This window comes from Paenibacillus sp. GYB003 (assembly GCF_036577625.1).
Lineage (GTDB): Bacteria > Bacillota > Bacilli > Paenibacillales > NBRC-103111 > Paenibacillus_AB.
Genome location: NZ_JARBDC010000005.1, coordinates 124,120 through 141,059 on the forward strand (window position 1 = coordinate 124,120; position 16,940 = coordinate 141,059).

Below are 16,940 nucleotides of genomic sequence, written 5' to 3' on the forward strand. Positions count from 1 at the left end.
ACGGGATCGGCGACGGCCAGTCCTCCGCGGCTTTTGCGCTACCCTTGCTTGAGCTGCTTCATATACGCCCGGCGCGCCAACGCGAAGTACCCGAACTGCATCGCCGCGTAAATGCCCATGACGACCAATCCGTAATGCCATACGGCCGTGCCGAGCATGTTGCCGAGCGACTTGTAGGCGAATGCGGCATGGACGGCGCCGACGGCGACGGGAATGAAGAAAATAAGTCCGATTTGCCTGCCGGTCACGGAACGGATTTCTTCGTCCGACATGCCGACTCTGGCGAGCGCTTTGAACTGCGCCTGGTCGTCCTGAATTTCCGTAAACAGCTTGAAGTACAGCATGCTTCCCGACGCGACGAAAAACAGGACGCTGACGAGCATGCCGATAAACAGCGTGAGCGAATTGAACTGCTTGTAGTTCAAATAATCTTCGACCCGGTTGACGAAATATTTCCGCTCGCTCGGCGGGATTGCGCTCTCGATCGATTTCGATAAGGGGAGCGATTTTTCCCAGTTGCCGATTTCAAAGCCGTAATAAACGACTTTGTCGTTGTCCGGTATGCCTTTCGTCCATTCGGCGTAATCGCCGTCGTCCACGACGAGCATGCCCGTGAAGCCGATGTTCGCGTTGATCACGCCTCCGTTGATTTGCCCGTCGATCTGCACGGACACCGGCTTGCCGGCCGCATTCGTTTCCAGCTTCGCGCCCTTTGCGAAAAAATCGACGGCGACTTCCTTGTAAGGAAACACGTACGACGCATGCCCCGGCTCGACCTGAAGCGGTTTGCGGTTCGTCAGCCCGGCGCCCCGGTTATATTCGGCTTCCGGCACGAGCAGCGTTTTCGTCTGCGTGTTGTTCATTTGCTCCAGCGTAATCGGAACCGGCACGCCGGTCAGCCGGATTTCGTACGCCAGCTGGAATCCGTTGTCCGCCACGATCCGTTTCAGCTCGTCCGGATGAATGATGTTGTGCGCGCCGACTCCGCGCTCGGCGAAACCGAACGTTTGCGGATTATTGCCTACGGTCCGGTTGGTCGTATCCTGGTACATCACGTAAAACGTACCGGTCGCCGTCAAAATGACCGCGCTCAAAATCGACACCATAAACAGCGTGCGCGCATTGTCTTTCATTTTGAACACGAGCTGCGCGATCGTCACCAGGTTCGTATGCCGGTAATACAGCCCGCTCGCCTTCTGCAGCCGCCGCAATATCGCGACGCTCGCCTGCGTGAACAAAAAGTACGTGCCGAGAATGACCGTCGCCAAAATCGGCAGCATGTAAATCAGGATCGTCTGCAGCTTCGCCTGAAACGCCATATAATAGCCCGCGGCGAGACAAACGGCGGACAGCGCCGTCAGCCATTTGGACGCGGCCGGCAAGCTTTTCGGCTTTTTGGCCGCCTTCAGCAGCTCGACGATTTGGCTGCGGCCGACGCTGCGAAGCGTAAACAGCGTAATGAGCTCGAACAGCGCGAGGAAGCCGACGATCGTCAGCCAGATCGCCTTCGGCGCGAGAATGAAACGGATCGGACTTTCCACCTGCAGCAGCTCCGCCAGCGCCATGAAAAACAGCTTGGAAAACAAAGCGCCGAAGCCGATGCCGACCGCGATCGCGAGCACGGCGATCAGCGTATTTTCATAGACGACTAGCTTGGCGATTTGCCTGTTCGTCATGCCGAACAAGCTGAGCAGCCCGAACTCTTTTTTCCGCGACTTCAGAAACGCCGACATCGAATACAGCACGAAAAAAAACGAGAAGATGACGATGATGTATTCGCACAAAATCATGCCGTACCGCACTTTGTCCGCCGCGCGGATATTGCCGCTGATGACGTCGGGGTGAAACAGAAACGCCGCGTAAATGAAAAAGATCATGACCGAAAACGTGCTGCTCAAAAAGAAGGCGATGTACCGGCGCCAATTGCCTCTTACGTTACTCCGGGCGAGATGTCGAAACGTCATCGAAATTCCCTCCCAGCACGCTGAGCGCGTCGAGTATTTGCTCGAAAAACGCCGGGCGGTTCGTGCCTCGGCGAATTTCCGAGAACAGCTTCCCGTCCTTGATGAAGACGATGCGCCGGCAATAGCTCGCGGCGAACGGATCGTGCGTCACCATCAGGATCGTCGTCTCCCGCTCCTCGTTCAGCCGCTGCAGCGATTCCATCGCATCCTTCGCCGACTTCGAGTCCAAATTGCCCGTCAGCTCGTCGGCCAGCACGATCGACGGCCGGTGGATGATCGCGCGCGCGATCGCCGCCCGCTGCTGCTGCCCGCCGGACACCTCGTACGTGCGCTTGTTCAAAATATGCGAGATGCCGAGCACGTCGGCGATCTCCGCCAGCCTCCGCTCGATTTCGTCGACCTTCGTATTGTCCAGCACGAGCGGCAGCACGATGTTTTCCTTAATCGAAAGCGTTTCGAGCAGGTTGAAATCCTGGAAAATAAACCCTAGCTCCCTGCGGCGAAACAGGGCGAGCTGCTTGTTGTTCAGCTTGCCCGGGTCGGTGCCGTTCACTTCGATGCGTCCCGACGTCGGCTTGTCGATCGTGGACAGCAGGTTCAGCAGCGTCGTTTTGCCGCTGCCGGACGGTCCCATGACGCCGACGAATTCCCCCCGCCCGACCTCCAGGTCGAACTGATCCAGCGCCCGATAGGTGACGCCGCTATGCTTCGCTCCGTATATTTTCGATAACGCCTGCGCTTTTAAAACGGTCATTGCAGTTTCCTCCCCCGGCTTGCCTTGCGATTCGTTCCTGCTCCAGTCTACCAAGGGCGGGCGGCCCGGCTCTATCGATCAAGCTTTCAACCGTCGGAAGCAACCTTACAGTTTTGTCATACTCGGCTTACGGTCTTATTGCATCCGACCGGCTTCCGCCGGATGGTCGCCGGAAATTGCGGGAACCTGCAAAACAACCGGTTTGCACGGCAAGCAAATATGGTATACTATAAAGCATCACGTCCAGTCCATACGAATTGTAGGGTGATGAACTTGCATCAATTTTATGTTACCGACCTTCAAAAATCGGATTCGAACGAGGAGCAGGGACTGTACCAGTTCGTAGCCACGTTCGCCGACAAGACGAAATGCCGGATTTTTTACGAGAAAAATCCCGATTGGAAAATTAGCAGCGTCACCAGATTGCTGACCGTCCCGTGTCCGATCTGCCGCAGAGATTACTTTTGCAACTGCTTGGACCGATTCACCGACGTCATTCATCGGGAAATCCAAGATAGCGGGCTGCTTCCGGAGTAAGAGGGCGGCCGCCCTCTTTTTACTCGCTCCTTTCCGCACCCTCCTCCTCGACCATCCTTTCATGCCGCCATTCCATCTCAAGCTTGAAAAGAAAAAAATCGAATCCGCGGATTCGATACACGAGTATTCCTTTTTGCGTTCCCGATCGGTATGCTCAGGCTTCAGCCAAACCGATGAATGCCCGCCTGCTGCGCGATCGTCAGCGTCATCTCGGTGCCCACGCCGAGCGTCGAGCTCGCTTCCAGCCGATGGCCGAGCCGGCCGCACACCTGCTGCGCCAAATAAAGACCCATTCCCGTCGACTCCGCCACGCGCCTGCCGTTTTCCCCGGTAAAAAAGGGCTGAAAAATGCGCGGCAAATCTTGCTCGGCGATGCCGATGCCTTCGTCCTTCACGACGATGCGGCAAAGCCCGCCGCCCTCCTCGGCCGTCACGAGCAGCGTCTTCGCGCCTTCCTTCGGCTTCGAATATTTGATCGCGTTCGTTATGAGCTGGTTCAGCACGAAGCCGATCCATTTCTCGTCCGTTTCCGCCCATAGCTCGTCCGCGCCGGCTTCGATTTTCGGGAAAATGCGGTAGCGGATGCACGCTTTCTTATGCTCGTTGATGACGCCGCGAATCGCGCCGATCAGCTCCACGCGCTTGACGTGCAGATCGAGCTCGAACTTTTCGATCCGGGCCGTGTGCAGCATCATGTCCAGCCCGTGCGCCAGCTTCTCGTTCTCCTCCTGCATGCTGGCGACGAGCGCCGCCGTCTCCTCCTTGCCCGCCCCTTCCGCCTGCTGGGCGAGCAGGTCGATGACCGACACCGGCGTCTTCATCTGGTGCACCCACTGGCGCACGAACGTCTGGTGCAGCTGCTGCTGCTGCTTGAACTGCTCGAGCCGCTCGATATATCGGCCGTACTGGGCCATGACGAACGCCCGCACCGCCTGCTGCTCCCGCGTCGCGGCGTCCTGCAGCCGCAGCGCGTCGTCGATGTCCGAGCTTTGCTCGAGCAGGCCGGACAGCTGCCGGTAAAACGGGCGGTTCCGGACATAGTCGACCGTCAGGAAGACGAGAAGGCCGACGACGGTCAAGATCGCCACGTAAAGCACGTTGTCGAAGCCGAGCGCGGCGTGCTGCCCCAGCAGGTCGAGTTCGACGACGAGCAGGATCAGCGCCGTTTGAAGCAAATAGAGCGCGATATAGCCGATCCGGTCGGCCAAGTACTGTTTCAGGCTCACGTCGGTTCCCTCCAGGTGACGAGCAGCCGGTAGCCTTGACCGCGAACCGTATCGATCGCCTTCTCGATGCCGATCTCCTCGAGCTTTTTGCGCACCCGCGTCACGTTGACGTTCAGCGTATTGTCGTCGACGAACGACACGTCGTCCCACAGCGCCTCCAGCAGCTGTTCCCGGGTGGCGATCTGTCCGGCCCGACGCATCAGCTGCTCGGCCAGCTTCGCTTCGTTGCGGCTCAGCTCCGTTTTCCGTCCTTGCCATTCGAGCGTCCCCCGCCCTCGGTCGAGCAGCAAGCCTTCCACTTCGACCAGGTCGGACGCCGCCTGCGGAGCGGACGCGTATTCGCCGTACGTGCGGCGCAGCGCGCTTTTGATTTTCGCCATGACGACTTCGAGGTGAAACGGCTTCGTAATGTAGTCGTCCCCGCCGTTCTCGATCGCCATCACCTGATCCATCTCGCCTACGCGCGCGGACAAAAACAAAATCGGCACGTTCGAAACCGTGCGAATTTGGCGGCACCAGTAAAACCCGTCGTACTGCGGCAAATTGATGTCGAGCAGCACGAGGTGCGGCTCCAGCCGGACGAACGCCTGCTTGACGTTGCGATAATCGGTGACGCGAACCGGCTCGTAGCCGTATTTGTCCAAATAGCTTCCGAGTATCGTCGCGATTTTGTCGTCGTCCTCGACGATCATCATTTTGTACATACCGCTGCAAACCACCTTCCGGAACGCTGCTTTGTTTTCATTATACAAAGGGCTCGTCCAAAAAGGAAAAAAAGCCGCACGAAGCGCGTGCCGGAACGGCTTGGAATCATGGTTCAAACGGAGGGAAAGCGGTTAATAATCGGTAACTATACGGGGAGGTGTGTGTCGATGACAAGCTCCATGCTTTTGAAGGAAATCGAGCGTGTTCGAATGGAACTCAACGAAGTGCCGCTGAACGATCCGACGATCCTTACGCTGTCGGAACGGCTTGATCTGCTCCTGAACGAGTATTATACGGGACTTCGACAGACCAAGGTCCGCATCCCGCGTCAGCATCGACGTTTGCCGCGCCGCTCCTCCGTTTCGGCGGTCGACGGATCGCCCTGCCGCCGCTAGCCGCTCACGGAACACCAAATAGCCGCACCGGCGTCCGATTTTCGGCCCGTCCCCGCTCCGGACTCATCGAATGTATTTATAAGCCAAAAAGGCTGCGGATTCCCGCCGGACGACCCCGGAATCCGGGCCTTTTTATCGTTGAAGCCGCTTCTTCAGGGCGTTCAGCAAAACGGCCGCTCCGAAGCTTTGCAGCACGAAGACGCAAGGAAAAATGTCGAACCGGTAGCGCGTCTGCACCTCGATCACGACATGCAGCGCCGCATAGCCGAGCAGCAGCAGCGCAAACAGGCTTGCTTCGGCGGACATGCCGCGATACGCGAGCGCCGCCGTCGCGATCAGGCCGAACAGCGCCATCACGACGTACTGAATCCGCTCGGCCTGCACCGTCCTTTTGTACAGCTCCGGCTTGTCGAGCTCGGCCAAGCTCCACATCGGGGCCGAATCCTCCGCCCCCCACATCGCTTTCGTCTTGCTGACGAACAGGGCCGCCACCTTGCCTTTGTCCCGCAGCCGCTCCTTCAGCAGCTCCAGCTCCGCCCGGTTTCGTTCCTCGCCCAGAGGAAACTGCATCACGTACACCGTATCGTCGTACGACCAGACGCCGTTCGTGTCCGGATTGAGCCCGATCATCAATTTCCAATACGGCTCCTGGATCGACAGCGGATAAGGCGTGACGCCGGCCTGCGTGAGCGCGAAGCCCGCCGCCTGCTGCAGCAGCCAATAGACGGCCAGCACGCCGAAGCATTTGGCGACGAGCCCCGGCCATTTCCGTTCGCGGATACGCGGCGCCAGCAGGAAGAGCCCGGCATAGGCGAGCAGGCCGACGAGAAAAAAGCTGCCGAGCGGCCTCATCCAATTGCCGATGCCGAAGCATAGGCCGATCAGCAGCCAGTCGACGGTGCCGGCGAACCGGTTGCGGATCAGCAAGTAAAGGCCGAGAAAGTAAAAAAACACCGAAATATGCTGATTGGTCAGCACGGAGCACATCATAATATGCGGCACGTACAGCGCGTACAAGAGCGCAGCCGTTTTCCCCGCCGCTTCCCCGAACGCTTTCGCCGCCGACAAATAGACGACGACCGCGGTTCCCGCCTGAAACAGCACGTTGAACAGCTTGAGCACGATCATGTCCGGGCCGAACAGCTTGATGACGAGCGCCTCGTAAAACGTAAAGCCGAGCTGGTGCGCCCAGCGGGAAAAATAGTCGTTCGTGCCGAACGAAACATCGCCGTTTGCCGCGCTTAATGCGGCCGCGTGCATATCGAGAAAGTCGGAAACCGGCTGCGTATCGACCGCGAAAATCCAGACCAGCCGCAGTCCGACCGCGATCGCCAGCACGACGGCGAGCGAAGCGGTCCGGCCGAGCCGGCGGTCCATCGCGTACGCCAGCGCCAGCGCGATCGCCGAAGCCCCCAAGACGAGCGTCGCGACCGTCCCCGCCGAGCCGGCGAAATGCGTCGACGCGTTCGCGAACGAATGCCACAGCATCCAGCCGAACAGCGCAAAGCCGCAAACCGCCAGCATGCGGGCGAAGACCCGCTCCCCCAAACCGTACCGCAACGCATCCATTCCATCGCTCCCTCTCGCCCGTTCGTTCTACGACTTATCTTACTCAATCGGGAACGGCGGCGTAAAGCCCCGCCGTGCACGGCTCGGACGGTCAGCCGAGCCCGTTCATGGCCCGCGCTGCCGGATCGCTTCGTTCACTTCCTTGATCAAATCCGCGCCGCCGCGGTCCATCCATTCCTTCACCATCGCGTCCCATTCCGCCACCGGCCGCTGGCCGACGATCATCTTCGTCTGTTCGGCGAGCACATATTTGACCAGCTCCGTTTCTTTCTGGGACCGCGTCGGAGTGACGATGCCGCGCGCGGGGTTGATGTACGTTTTGTCCTTGTATTTGACGAACATGCGCTCGAGCCCGGCGGTCAGCTCCTTGAGCTTCGGATTTTGGTAATAGGCCGAATACTGGTTCGCCTCGTCGCCGGGCGCCCACATGAACGAATCGAACAAATAGGAGGAGGGGATTTTGCCTTCCGCCGGCTTCGTGAACGTCAACGTTCCTTTGCTGTCGACGAAATAGCCGCTGCCGAGCCCGCCGAGCCTCCAATCGTAATCGGGATTGTTCGGTTTGCGCTCCGCGGGAGGGATGAACATGCGGCCGAAATCGATCACGGCCATAATTTGCTTCACCTTGTCCGGATCGCGGGCCAGCTCGGACGACAGCGCCGTGATGCCGAGAAAGCCGGACTGCGACGTATACCCCCGCGAGCCGTCGGGAGCTTCGAACGGCTCCACGAAGGCGAATTGGGCGTTCGGGTTCGCGTTCAGCAAGCTTTCCATGTACGTCTCCGACATGCCTCTCGGCGTGCCGATGAAAATGCCGGCTTTGCCGCCGTAAAACTCTTTGTTGCCCTGCGCCCAGTTCAGGACGGCGAAATCTTTCGTCACCGCGCCCTCCTTGTACAGGTCGGCCAGCATTTGGATCACTTCGCGGCGGCCGGGGCCGATCAGACCGGGAACGAAGTCGCCGTCGCCGTTTTTATGGTACCAGGCGTCCGCCGCCCAGTACGCTCCGGCATTGTAATCGGGACCGATATCCTGCGACAGCGCCATGCCGTACGTATCGGCTTTGCCGTTGCCGTCCGGATCGTCCTTCGTAAACGCAAGCGCCGTTCGTTTCAGCTCCTCGTAGCTCGTCGGAACGGGAAGCTTCAGCCGGTCAAGCCAATCTTTGCGCAAAACGATGACGAACGTGTATTGGTTCGGGTAGTAGCGGGGAATGCCGTAAATATGGCCGTTCACGTAAAATTGGTCGCGAATGTGAGCGGGTACCTGCTTCAGCGTCGGATATTTGTCGTAATAGTCGTCCAGCGGCAAAAACGCCCCTTGCTTCGCCCAGTTGAAAAAGTTGGAATCGAGATCCTTGAGCGAGACGACGTCCGGGATCGTGCCCGAAGCCATCAGGACGGACAGCTTGCTCGTATAGTCGGACTGCGGCACGAACCGCGGCTTGATCTGGATGCGGAACCGGTCGCGGATCATCCGGAGCGATTCGCCCTCCAGAGGAGGAATATCGTCGTAGACGTAATTGATGAAGCTGACCGTCCGGATCGTCTCGCTCGCGGCTCCGCCGCCCGGATCGGAAGCTTTGCCGCCGGGCGGCTTGCGGGCGATGTCGCAGCCGGCCGCCAGGGCGACGGCGGCGGCGAGCGCGGCGATAACGACGGCGGCCGTTTGGGCCGATCGATGAACGCTCATGGCTTCGCACCTCCTCTATCCTTATTAAACCACGAGTCGGCGGGGATGTCTTTGGTCATCCGGGCGCGGGAATGGCGAAAAACCCGCCCGAACGGCGGCTCGGGCAGGTTTCGCGGACATTCGCTTTTTTCAGTTCCAGCCTTCCTTGGCGTCCTTGATTTTAATTTCGGCATTGATTTCCTTGATCAGCTGCTCTCCGCCCTTCGCTTTCCATTCCGCGACCATTTTGTCCCAGTCGGAGATCGGGCGCTGGCCGGCTATCATTTTCGTCTGCTCGTCGTACAAATATTTGTTCAGCTCCGCGCCTTTCGAGATCAAGGTGTCGGACACGATGCCGTTGCTCGGATTGGCGTAATATTTCAGCGTCGAGTACGACTTCATGATGTCGGCGGCCAGCTGCCGGAGCGGCTCCTGGTACCCGCTCAAATAGTTGACGTCGGAATCTTTTTCCGGCCACGCGATGCCGTCGGGCAAATACGCGAGCGGATACAAGCCTTGGGGCGCCGTTTCCTTGCGGACGACCGGCTTTCCGTCCACCATGTCGTAGCCGGTCCCCACGTTGCCGTTCAGCCAGTCGAAGGCGGCGTTCTTTTCGTTTTTCTGATCGTCCGGGAAAAACGTGCGTCCGGCCTCCAGCATACCCAGAATGCGCCTGACTTTGCCTTTGTCCTTGCCCGCTTCGGCGGAAATGACCTCGAAGCCGATAAAACCGGAGCTGGCGGTCATCCCTTGGGAGCCGTCCGGCGCCTTGAACTGCTCGAGATGGACGAATTTCGCCTGCGGATTGATCTTCATCAAGCCGTCCATGTACGCCTGCGACATGCCGCGCGGCGTCCCGATGAAGATGCCGGCGATGCCGGAGTAAAACTCTTTGTTCGTATTCGCCCAGTCGATCGTGGCGAAGTCGCGGGTAATCGCGCCTTCCTTGTACAAGTCCGCAAGCATCGTCACGATCTCTTTGCGCCCGGGTCCGATCAAGCCCGGAATGAAGCGCCCCTGCTCGTCTTTATGGTACCAGGCGCCCGGATCCCAATACGCGCCCTGCGTAAACGGCGGATTGACGTCTTTGCCGATGGCCATGCCGTACGTGTCGTTTTTGCCGTTTTTGTCCGGATCGTTTTTCGTGAAGGCGATCGCCACCTGCTTCAGCTCTTCGTAGCTCGTGGGCACCTTCAAGCCGAGATTGTCCAGCCAGTCCTTGCGAATGATCGTCGTGAAGCCGAATTTCGGATAATATTGCGGAATCGCGTACAGCTTGCCGTTTACGCGGAACTGGTCGAGCACGAACTTCGGAATCCGTTTCAAGGACGGGTACTGGTCGATATATTCGTCGAGCGGCGTAAAGGCGCCCTGCTTGGCGAATTTGTTGAATTTGCCCGTCAAATCGCCCGACTGGAACAGCGTCACGTCCGGAATCGTGCCGGATGCGAGCGTCGCCGTCAGCTTCTCGTCGTAAGTGCCCTGCGGCACGAGGTTCGGCTTGTAGTCGACGTTGAATTTTTCGTTGATCATTTTGAGGCCGCGCCCGTCGAGGCCGGGAACGTCGCCGTACACGTACCGCATGCCGGTGATCGTATATGTTTTGTTCGCGTCCGAGGAGGTCCCGCCCGCCGGCGGCGTTCCCGCCGCATCGTCCTTCTTCGTTCCGCCCGAGGAACAGCCGACCGCGCTCGCGGCGAGCAGCGCCGTTATCGCGGGATAGATCCACGCTTTTGTCCGTTTCATAGACCGAAAACCACCCTTCGTCAAATAAGTATCGAGAGCCGAAACGATTCACCCTTTCACCGATCCGAGCATCACCCCCTTGGCGAAATGCTTTTGCAGAAACGGGTAGACGATCAAGATCGGCAGCGTCGCGACCAATATCGCCGCCATCTGGATCGTTTCCGGCGGCGGCGGGTTTTCCAGCATCATTTGCTCGGCGGCGCCGAGCGCGTTTTTCGCGTCGCTCTGGATGACGATTTGCCGCAAAATGACCTGGATCGGCCACTGCCGCGGATCGTTCAAGTACAAAATGCCGGCGAAGTACGTGTTCCAATGGCCTACCGCGTAAAACAGGCCGAAGGCGGCCAATACCGGCTTCGACAGCGGCAGGATGACCTTGCCGAAAATGGTGAACTCGTTCGCCCCGTCGACGACGGCCGCCTCGTACAGCTCGTTCGGGATGTTCAGGAAAAACTGCCGGACGACGATCAGGCTGAACGGGCCGATCGCGGAAGGCAAAATGAGCGCCCATATGGAGTTGAGCAGCCCCGTCGCCTTGACGATCAAATACGTCGGGATCATTCCGGCCGAGAACAGCAGCGTGAACAGCACCATAAACATCATCAGCTTCTGCCCGTAAATGTTTCGCGACAAGGCGTACGCCATCGAAGCGGTGAACAGCAGGTTGACGATCGTGCCGACGACCGTCAGGTAGACGGTCATGCCCATCGCCCGCACGAACGGCTTCGACTGGAAAATGTATTGGTAGGCGTCGGTCACCCATACTTTCGGCCAGAGCAATATTTCGCTCTTCAAAAATTCGTCGAACGTGGTGAACGAGACGGAGAAAATGTACAGAAACGGAAACAGCATCGTAAGCGCCAGCAAAGCCAGAAACAAATAATTGAGTCCGTCGAACAGCCTGTCGGACAACGTTCGGTATTTCATCGGAATCCTCGCTTTCTGTCAATAAATGCCGTCCTCGCCGAACTTTTTGGCCGCGTAGTTGGCGCCGCCCACGAGAATGAGCCCGACGATGCCCTTGAACATCCCGACCGCGGTGGCGAAGCTGAAGTCGGACTGCTGAATCCCTTTGTAGTACACGTACGTGTCGAGCACGTTTCCGATCTCCATATTGAAGGCGTTCAGCATCAGAAAAATTTGCTCGAACCCGCTGTCCAGCACGTTGCCGAGCCGCAAAATGAGCAGGATGACGATCGTGCTGCGTATGCCGGGCAGCGTAATGTGCCAAATTTGCCGCCACCGGTTCGCGCCGTCGACGATCGCGGCTTCGTACAGATCGGGGTTGACGCCGGCCAGAGCGGCCAGGAAAATGATCGTCCCCCAGCCGACTTCCTTCCAGATGACCTGCAAAATGATGAGCGGCCGGAAAAAGGCCGGCTCGATCAAAAAGTCGATCGGCGCATCGAAGCCGAAATACGCCTGCAATATCCGGTTAATGATGCCGCCCGAGCGCAGAAAGATGAAAAACAGTCCGACGACGATGACCCAGGACAAAAAATGCGGCAAATAGACGATCGTCTGGATGAGCCGTTTGTACAGCTGGCTGCGCACCTCGTTCAGCAGGATGGCGAGGACGATCGGGGCGGGAAAGGCGAACACGATTTGCAGCAGCGACAAGTACAGCGTGTTCCACAGCACCCGGACTACCTCCGGGTCGGCGAATATTTTGCCGAAGTGGCGCATGCCGACCCATTCGCTGCCGGTAAAGCCGAGGAACGGGCTGTAGTCCTGGAACGCGATCACCATGCCGAGCATCGGAACGTACCGGTACACGATGAAATAAACAAGGCCGGGCAGGACGAGAAAGTACAGAAACCGGTCTCGCCACAGCTTCAGAGCGACTTTTTTGCCCGGAGAAATCGGCGCTCCGGAAGCTTTAGGGGCGGTTGGTGCGGATTGCGGCATGACAAACCTCCCGGATCTCGATTTGTTAGCGTTTTCATAATTGTTGCAAAAGCGGCTCCGTCGCCCGGCCGGCCGTTCCGGCTAACCGGAACGGTCCGCGGCGCGTATATGCAGCCGCCGCGCTTCGCCCGCCCGGAGCGGCAGCGTCAAAACGGCGACCGCCTCGCTCAGCTTCGCTTTGCCGTCTTCGGCGTACGGATTGAACGGGTACGACGGCCAGCTCAGCTCGTACGCGCCTTCCAGCCGCAGCTGCCAGCCCGCGTGTCCGATGACGTGCGGACCGGACGCTTCGCCGATGCGAAACGATCGCTCGGACACGGGCTCGGCCTGCCCGTCCTCCCCGGCCGCAAGCGGCTGCCCCGGCTTCAGCCGAAGCGGGATATGGACGAGCCCCTCGTCCTCCGCGGCGATGTCCGAGCGGAATTCGAGCTCCGCGGCAGCCGCGCTCAGCGAACGCAGCGTTACGGTCAGCGTGCGCGATCCGCACGTAAGACGCGCTTCGCGGGCGGGAACGTCGAGCGCCGCCGCGCGGGGGACGTAATCGTGGCCGCCGTCCGCCGTTCGGACCTCGAACGTGCTCCATTCCGGCTGGCTTTTGGAATTGCCTCCGCCGACGATCAGGCCGGTCGTCTCGTGCCATACGCCGATGAAGCTTTGCCGGTCTTGTCCCCAGCGGGATTCGACGCGCGGAGCGGCATAGGCGCTCAGGCAAACGTACCAGCCGTCCTGCTTGACGACGAGCGAGCGCGCCAGACTGTCCGCGACGTACGGCTCATCGAATGCGGTCGGCGAGCGGCCGGCCTCTCCCTTGCCCGCTTCGCCGCCGACGTTCCAATATTGCAGCAGGTCGGCCAGATGAGGCGCCCTCCACTTGACGCCGCGCGCCATCGCCAAGGCGATCAGGCTGCGCGCGTACGCTTCGCCGCGCGGCAGCAGCGTGAAGCCGGCGAGCCCCATCGGGCTCGGATGGCTGTCGTATTTCGTCCGGCCGTCCACCGTCTCGACCTTGGACCCGTCGGGGTACGTGAACAGCTCATGGAAGCGGAGCGCTTTGTCCAGGGCGGGTTTCACGTCGATTTCCCCGCCATGGCGGCCGTACAAGCCGAGCGCGTGCACGTAAACGAGATTGTACAGCGTCGTCGGTCCGTGGTGTTCGGGCCAAAACCCGTCCGCGTCCTGCGCCTCCAGCGCGAGCCGGATCATCGTCTCCGCCGTCCGCTTCCATTCCGGCCGCCCCAGCACGGACGACGCGCGGTGAAGCGCCATCGCGTTCCAGGTCGGGATGTTGTGCACCGCCGACGTCCCATAGCCGTTTCGCTCCAGCAGCTCCGCCATTTCGCGGTCGATCCCCGCGAAGGCGAGCGTCAAACCTTCCCGCCAGTCGGAGACGCGTTCCGCGGGCAGCTTGCCGGCGAGCAGCCGATACGTTTCGAGCCAATGGTACATCGACCACGGCATGTAAATGGGACCCCATTTGGACCCGTCCACCTTCACGAATTCGACTTTGCCGTCCGGATATTGAAACCGTCTCAGCGCGTCCCCGGCCAAACCGATCCGTTCGAGAAGCGATTCATCCCCGTACAACGGATTGCCGGCAGCCGGATTCGTATACAGGACGGCCATGCACAGCATAATGTCCTGGTTCGTGACCGCCCACCCTTCGCCTTCCATAAATCGTCCCGTTCGCGGGTCGAGCTTGCCGAACTCGGACTCCACGTTGCCGGCGAACCACCGCCATACGTCTTCCGGCGCTGTCGCTGCTCGAAGCGCCGCCTTGCGATCGTCCATCCCGCGCACCTCCCCTTATGCGGTATCGGGGCCGTCCCTTTTCGCTCGACAGCCGCTATCGTTCGTAACGCTCAACCTCATCGAACCACGGCGCCTTTTTAACGCGCAATTATCACTTCCCGCAGCCGCCCGCCGCTGCGGATAAAAGCGCGACGATACGGATAAAAAGTCCTCCTTTTTCGTACGGAGGCGGCAAGAAAAACGAATCCGGTTCCGTTAACGCGTATAACGCGCAGGAGCCGCGGCCGGCGAACAGGACTTCGTCTCGTTCGCGGTCCGAACATTTTTTTCGCCCATAAAAATAGCGCCCTTGGGCAAGGGCGCGCGGCGGCGGTCAGGACGGCAGTCCTTCGTCTTTCGGCTTGTCGTCGCGATTGCGTTTGCGGTACGCGGCCGGCGGCATGCCGACCGTTTTCGTGAAGATGCGGGTGAAGTTGTGGACGGTCGTATAGCGCAGCCGTTCGGCGATTTCTTTGATCGGCATATCGGTATGGACGAGCCATTCCTTCGCTTTGTTGATCCGGTATTCGATCAAATAGTGGCTGAAATTCGTATCGAGCCCGTCCTTGAACGCCCGGCCGATCTGGCTCGTCGAGACGCCGAAATGGTCGGCCACGCCCTGCAGCGACAAATCCTGGTCGTACCGGTCGTGAATGTACGCGAGCGCTTGATGGAGCAGCCGTTTCTGCTTGCGAACCTGGAGCGTGTCCAGCTTTTCCCGAATCGAGCGAAAAACGGTTTCCTTGAGCCACCGCTCGACGTCCTCTAGCGAATGGAGCTCGTACAACGACCGGTACAGATCGGCTTCGAAAAAGTCGTCCAGCTCGTAGCCGAGCTCGTGAATAAATCCGTCGAGCTCGCCGATCAAATAGGCGAACAGCGCGAGCGCGGCTTCCTTGTTCGGCACCGACTTCGGCACGAGCCGCATCAGCTCCTCGAGCCGCCTTTCCGCCTGCTCGAAATCGCCTTGCGCGATGCTGTGCATGATCATTTTTTGCGATTCGATGAGCGGACGGCCGGACGACTTGACGGATGTGGCGATCGTTTCCCGCGTGATCGTCACATTCGTCCCGAGCAGCAGCCGGTAGCCCATCAGCGACAGCGCTTCCTGGTAACAATCGATCAAGCCGCCGTAATCCCGCTTCCCCCCGCTCATCGATACGGACACGGTAAACGGAAAATATTCGGCCACCTTCAGCCGTATTTCGTCGCAGACCGCCAGGACGGACGACTCGGCCTCCTCGTCCCAACGGTCGATGCCGAGCAGCAGGGCGAACTGCCCGGAACGCGGGATGACCGTAACGCCCGCGCAGTCGGCCGTGCCGATTTCTTCGATCAATTTGCTGAGCGCATAGGCGATCAAGGACCGGTCCTTCTTCGGGTACACGCGCTGAAATTCGTCGAACCGGTCGACTTCGACGATGCAGACGCAAATCCATTTCCCTTCGAACGGAAAGCCGTAATGCTCCGTTTGCAGGCGAAACTCGTGATCCGACATATCGCCGCGAAGCAGACGCAGAAACACGCCTTCCCGCCAATACGGAAGCTGCTCGCCGAGCCGCACCTGCAGCTGCTTGTTGGCGGCCATCATTTGCCGGAGCTGGCGGTCCAGCGTCTGGATCGCGTCGTTCCGCTCCGACGGCCCGGCGCCGAAGATGGACAATAACCGCTGAATCGGCACGTACAGCCGGTTCGAGCCGGCGATCGCGAGCAGCAGCCATATGCCGGACAGCAGGACGACCATCCCGAAGGTGGCCTGCTGGATGCCGGTCAGCTTCCGGTTCAGCTCGGCCGTCGGCGTCATCGTCACGTACGTCCAGTTCGTGAAGGCGGACCGGAGCGCCGACAAATCGTACTGCTTATGGTTGAAGCTGATCCGGCTCGGCCGGTCGCCGGGCTGCGACCAATATTCGTACAGCCGGACGGAGGCGGCCAAATCGTATTCCGCCGCGGTCGCGTTGCTGGCCGCCACCACTTTGCCTTTCTCGTCGAGAATGAACAAAATTTTCGGACCGATGTGAAGCTCCTTCAAAAAAGCCGTCAAATTGTCCGGATCGACATGGAGGACGAGCGTCCCGATTCCCGGCAAGCTCGTCGCCGGGATCGGCCGGACGATCAAAATCTCGTTCTGGTTCGGGTACGTTTCCGGGGAGACGGCCACGAAGCCGTTGTATTTCATCGGGCTGTTCCGGACGATTTCGCGATACGGAAACTGATCCAGATCGATATATCCGTACCGGTTGGAATATACTTTGTCGAATTGATTGTAAATGATCGATACGTCGAAGGCGATGTCCGACAAGCTGCGGTACTTTTGCAGGGCGTCCATCATGTCGGTCGACTCCGTCAAATGGCGCTCGATGGAAATGCCGTGGCGGACCGACAATTCGACGGAAGGATTGGAAGCGATTTCAAGAGAAGATTTGCCCAGCGACTGCAGAAACGTATCGACGTGGTTTTCGATTTGCGCCAAAATCATCCGATGATTCAGGTCGACTTCCTCTTCCACGCTGTTCGATACGGTATAGTACGAAAACAATCCGAACAATGGAATGGGCGCGATGCTCAGAAGGACGATCACGGCAAACAGCTTTCGCTTGAAAGTGAGCATGGCGGAGAAGCGGCGAACGACGTTCAAGATGCGCACCTCCAAAGGTCGACGGGCTACCCCCATTCT

General features: G+C 59.3%; 13 protein-coding genes. 2 read left to right on the top strand and 11 right to left on the bottom strand.

Annotated features, from left to right (window positions below; all coding sequences use genetic code 11):
• Window positions 1-38: 38 nt before the first annotated feature.
• Both PV407_RS04040 and PV407_RS04045 read right to left on the bottom strand, forming a co-directional pair.
• On the bottom strand, window positions 39-1,964 hold the full coding sequence (locus tag PV407_RS04040) for an ABC transporter permease (RefSeq protein WP_332088585.1): 1,926 nt from the start codon (window positions 1,962-1,964) through the stop codon (window positions 39-41).
• The gene (locus tag PV407_RS04045) at window positions 1,936-2,718 is read right to left on the bottom strand and encodes an ABC transporter ATP-binding protein (protein WP_332088586.1); all 783 of its coding nucleotides are present in this window, start codon (window positions 2,716-2,718) and stop codon (window positions 1,936-1,938) included. The genes PV407_RS04040 and PV407_RS04045 overlap by 29 nt, the downstream gene beginning before the upstream one ends.
• Window positions 2,719-2,991: 273 nt before the next feature.
• Here PV407_RS04045 and PV407_RS04050 point away from each other — a divergent pair, with 273 nt between their 5' ends.
• A complete protein-coding gene (locus PV407_RS04050; RefSeq protein ID WP_332088587.1) occupies window positions 2,992-3,255 on the top strand; it encodes a hypothetical protein in 264 nt (87 codons plus the stop codon).
• A gap of 161 nt (window positions 3,256-3,416) precedes the next feature.
• Here the strand turns inward: PV407_RS04050 and PV407_RS04055 are convergent, their stop codons facing one another.
• Together PV407_RS04055 and PV407_RS04060 are read right to left on the bottom strand one after the other, a co-directional pair.
• Window positions 3,417-4,481: a sensor histidine kinase gene (locus PV407_RS04055; RefSeq protein WP_332088588.1), complete on the bottom strand. Its 1,065-nt coding sequence runs from the start codon at window positions 4,479-4,481 to the stop codon at window positions 3,417-3,419.
• The gene (locus PV407_RS04060) at window positions 4,478-5,185 is read right to left on the bottom strand and encodes a response regulator transcription factor (protein WP_332088589.1); all 708 of its coding nucleotides are present in this window, start codon (window positions 5,183-5,185) and stop codon (window positions 4,478-4,480) included. Before PV407_RS04060 ends, PV407_RS04055 begins: the two co-directional genes overlap by 4 nt.
• Window positions 5,186-5,353: 168 nt before the next feature.
• Here PV407_RS04060 and PV407_RS04065 point away from each other — a divergent pair, with 168 nt between their 5' ends.
• A complete protein-coding gene (locus tag PV407_RS04065) occupies window positions 5,354-5,581 on the top strand; it encodes an aspartyl-phosphate phosphatase Spo0E family protein (protein WP_332088590.1) in 228 nt (75 codons plus the stop codon).
• A gap of 132 nt (window positions 5,582-5,713) precedes the next feature.
• On the opposite strand, the gene PV407_RS04070 is transcribed toward PV407_RS04065, so the two are convergent.
• The 7 genes from PV407_RS04070 to PV407_RS04100 all read right to left on the bottom strand — a co-directional run bounded on the left by PV407_RS04070 (window position 5,714) and on the right by PV407_RS04100 (window position 16,901).
• Complete coding sequence (locus PV407_RS04070; protein WP_332088591.1) at window positions 5,714-7,150, bottom strand: ArnT family glycosyltransferase; 1,437 nt, start codon at window positions 7,148-7,150, stop codon at window positions 5,714-5,716.
• 105 nt (window positions 7,151-7,255) lie between these two features.
• Window positions 7,256-8,842: an extracellular solute-binding protein gene (locus PV407_RS04075; RefSeq protein WP_332088592.1), complete on the bottom strand. Its 1,587-nt coding sequence runs from the start codon at window positions 8,840-8,842 to the stop codon at window positions 7,256-7,258.
• A 129-nt stretch (window positions 8,843-8,971) separates the two neighbouring features.
• Window positions 8,972-10,567, bottom strand: coding sequence for an extracellular solute-binding protein (locus PV407_RS04080; protein WP_332088593.1), 1,596 nt, complete (start codon window positions 10,565-10,567; stop codon window positions 8,972-8,974).
• A gap of 48 nt (window positions 10,568-10,615) precedes the next feature.
• A complete protein-coding gene (locus tag PV407_RS04085) occupies window positions 10,616-11,494 on the bottom strand; it encodes a carbohydrate ABC transporter permease (protein ID WP_332088594.1) in 879 nt (292 codons plus the stop codon).
• Window positions 11,495-11,512: 18 nt separating this feature from the next.
• Entirely contained in the window at window positions 11,513-12,475 is a 963-nt protein-coding gene (locus tag PV407_RS04090; protein WP_332088595.1) for an ABC transporter permease, read from the bottom strand.
• Between the two features lie 81 nt (window positions 12,476-12,556).
• The gene (locus PV407_RS04095) at window positions 12,557-14,263 is read right to left on the bottom strand and encodes a hypothetical protein (RefSeq protein WP_332088596.1); all 1,707 of its coding nucleotides are present in this window, start codon (window positions 14,261-14,263) and stop codon (window positions 12,557-12,559) included.
• Between the two features lie 334 nt (window positions 14,264-14,597).
• Window positions 14,598-16,901, bottom strand: coding sequence for an AraC family transcriptional regulator (locus PV407_RS04100; protein WP_332088597.1), 2,304 nt, complete (start codon window positions 16,899-16,901; stop codon window positions 14,598-14,600).
• Between the last annotated feature and the right edge of the window lie 39 nt (window positions 16,902-16,940).

What these genes read in the sequence shown, in the direction of transcription:
- PV407_RS04085 (WP_332088594.1), bottom strand. Translation starts at nt 11,494, where the DNA reads ATGAAATACCGAACGTTGTCCGACAGGCTGTTCGACGGACTCAATTAT.
- PV407_RS04040 (WP_332088585.1), bottom strand. Translation starts at nt 1,964, where the DNA reads ATGACGTTTCGACATCTCGCCCGGAGTAACGTAAGAGGCAATTGGCGC.
- PV407_RS04090 (WP_332088595.1), bottom strand. Translation starts at nt 12,475, where the DNA reads ATGCCGCAATCCGCACCAACCGCCCCTAAAGCTTCCGGAGCGCCGATT.
- PV407_RS04060 (WP_332088589.1), bottom strand. Translation starts at nt 5,185, where the DNA reads ATGTACAAAATGATGATCGTCGAGGACGACGACAAAATCGCGACGATA.
- PV407_RS04065 (WP_332088590.1), top strand. Translation starts at nt 5,354, where the DNA reads ATGACAAGCTCCATGCTTTTGAAGGAAATCGAGCGTGTTCGAATGGAA.
- PV407_RS04095 (WP_332088596.1), bottom strand. Translation starts at nt 14,263, where the DNA reads ATGGACGATCGCAAGGCGGCGCTTCGAGCAGCGACAGCGCCGGAAGAC.
- PV407_RS04045 (WP_332088586.1), bottom strand. Translation starts at nt 2,718, where the DNA reads ATGACCGTTTTAAAAGCGCAGGCGTTATCGAAAATATACGGAGCGAAG.
- PV407_RS04075 (WP_332088592.1), bottom strand. Translation starts at nt 8,842, where the DNA reads ATGAGCGTTCATCGATCGGCCCAAACGGCCGCCGTCGTTATCGCCGCG.
- PV407_RS04080 (WP_332088593.1), bottom strand. Translation starts at nt 10,567, where the DNA reads ATGAAACGGACAAAAGCGTGGATCTATCCCGCGATAACGGCGCTGCTC.
- PV407_RS04070 (WP_332088591.1), bottom strand. Translation starts at nt 7,150, where the DNA reads ATGGATGCGTTGCGGTACGGTTTGGGGGAGCGGGTCTTCGCCCGCATG.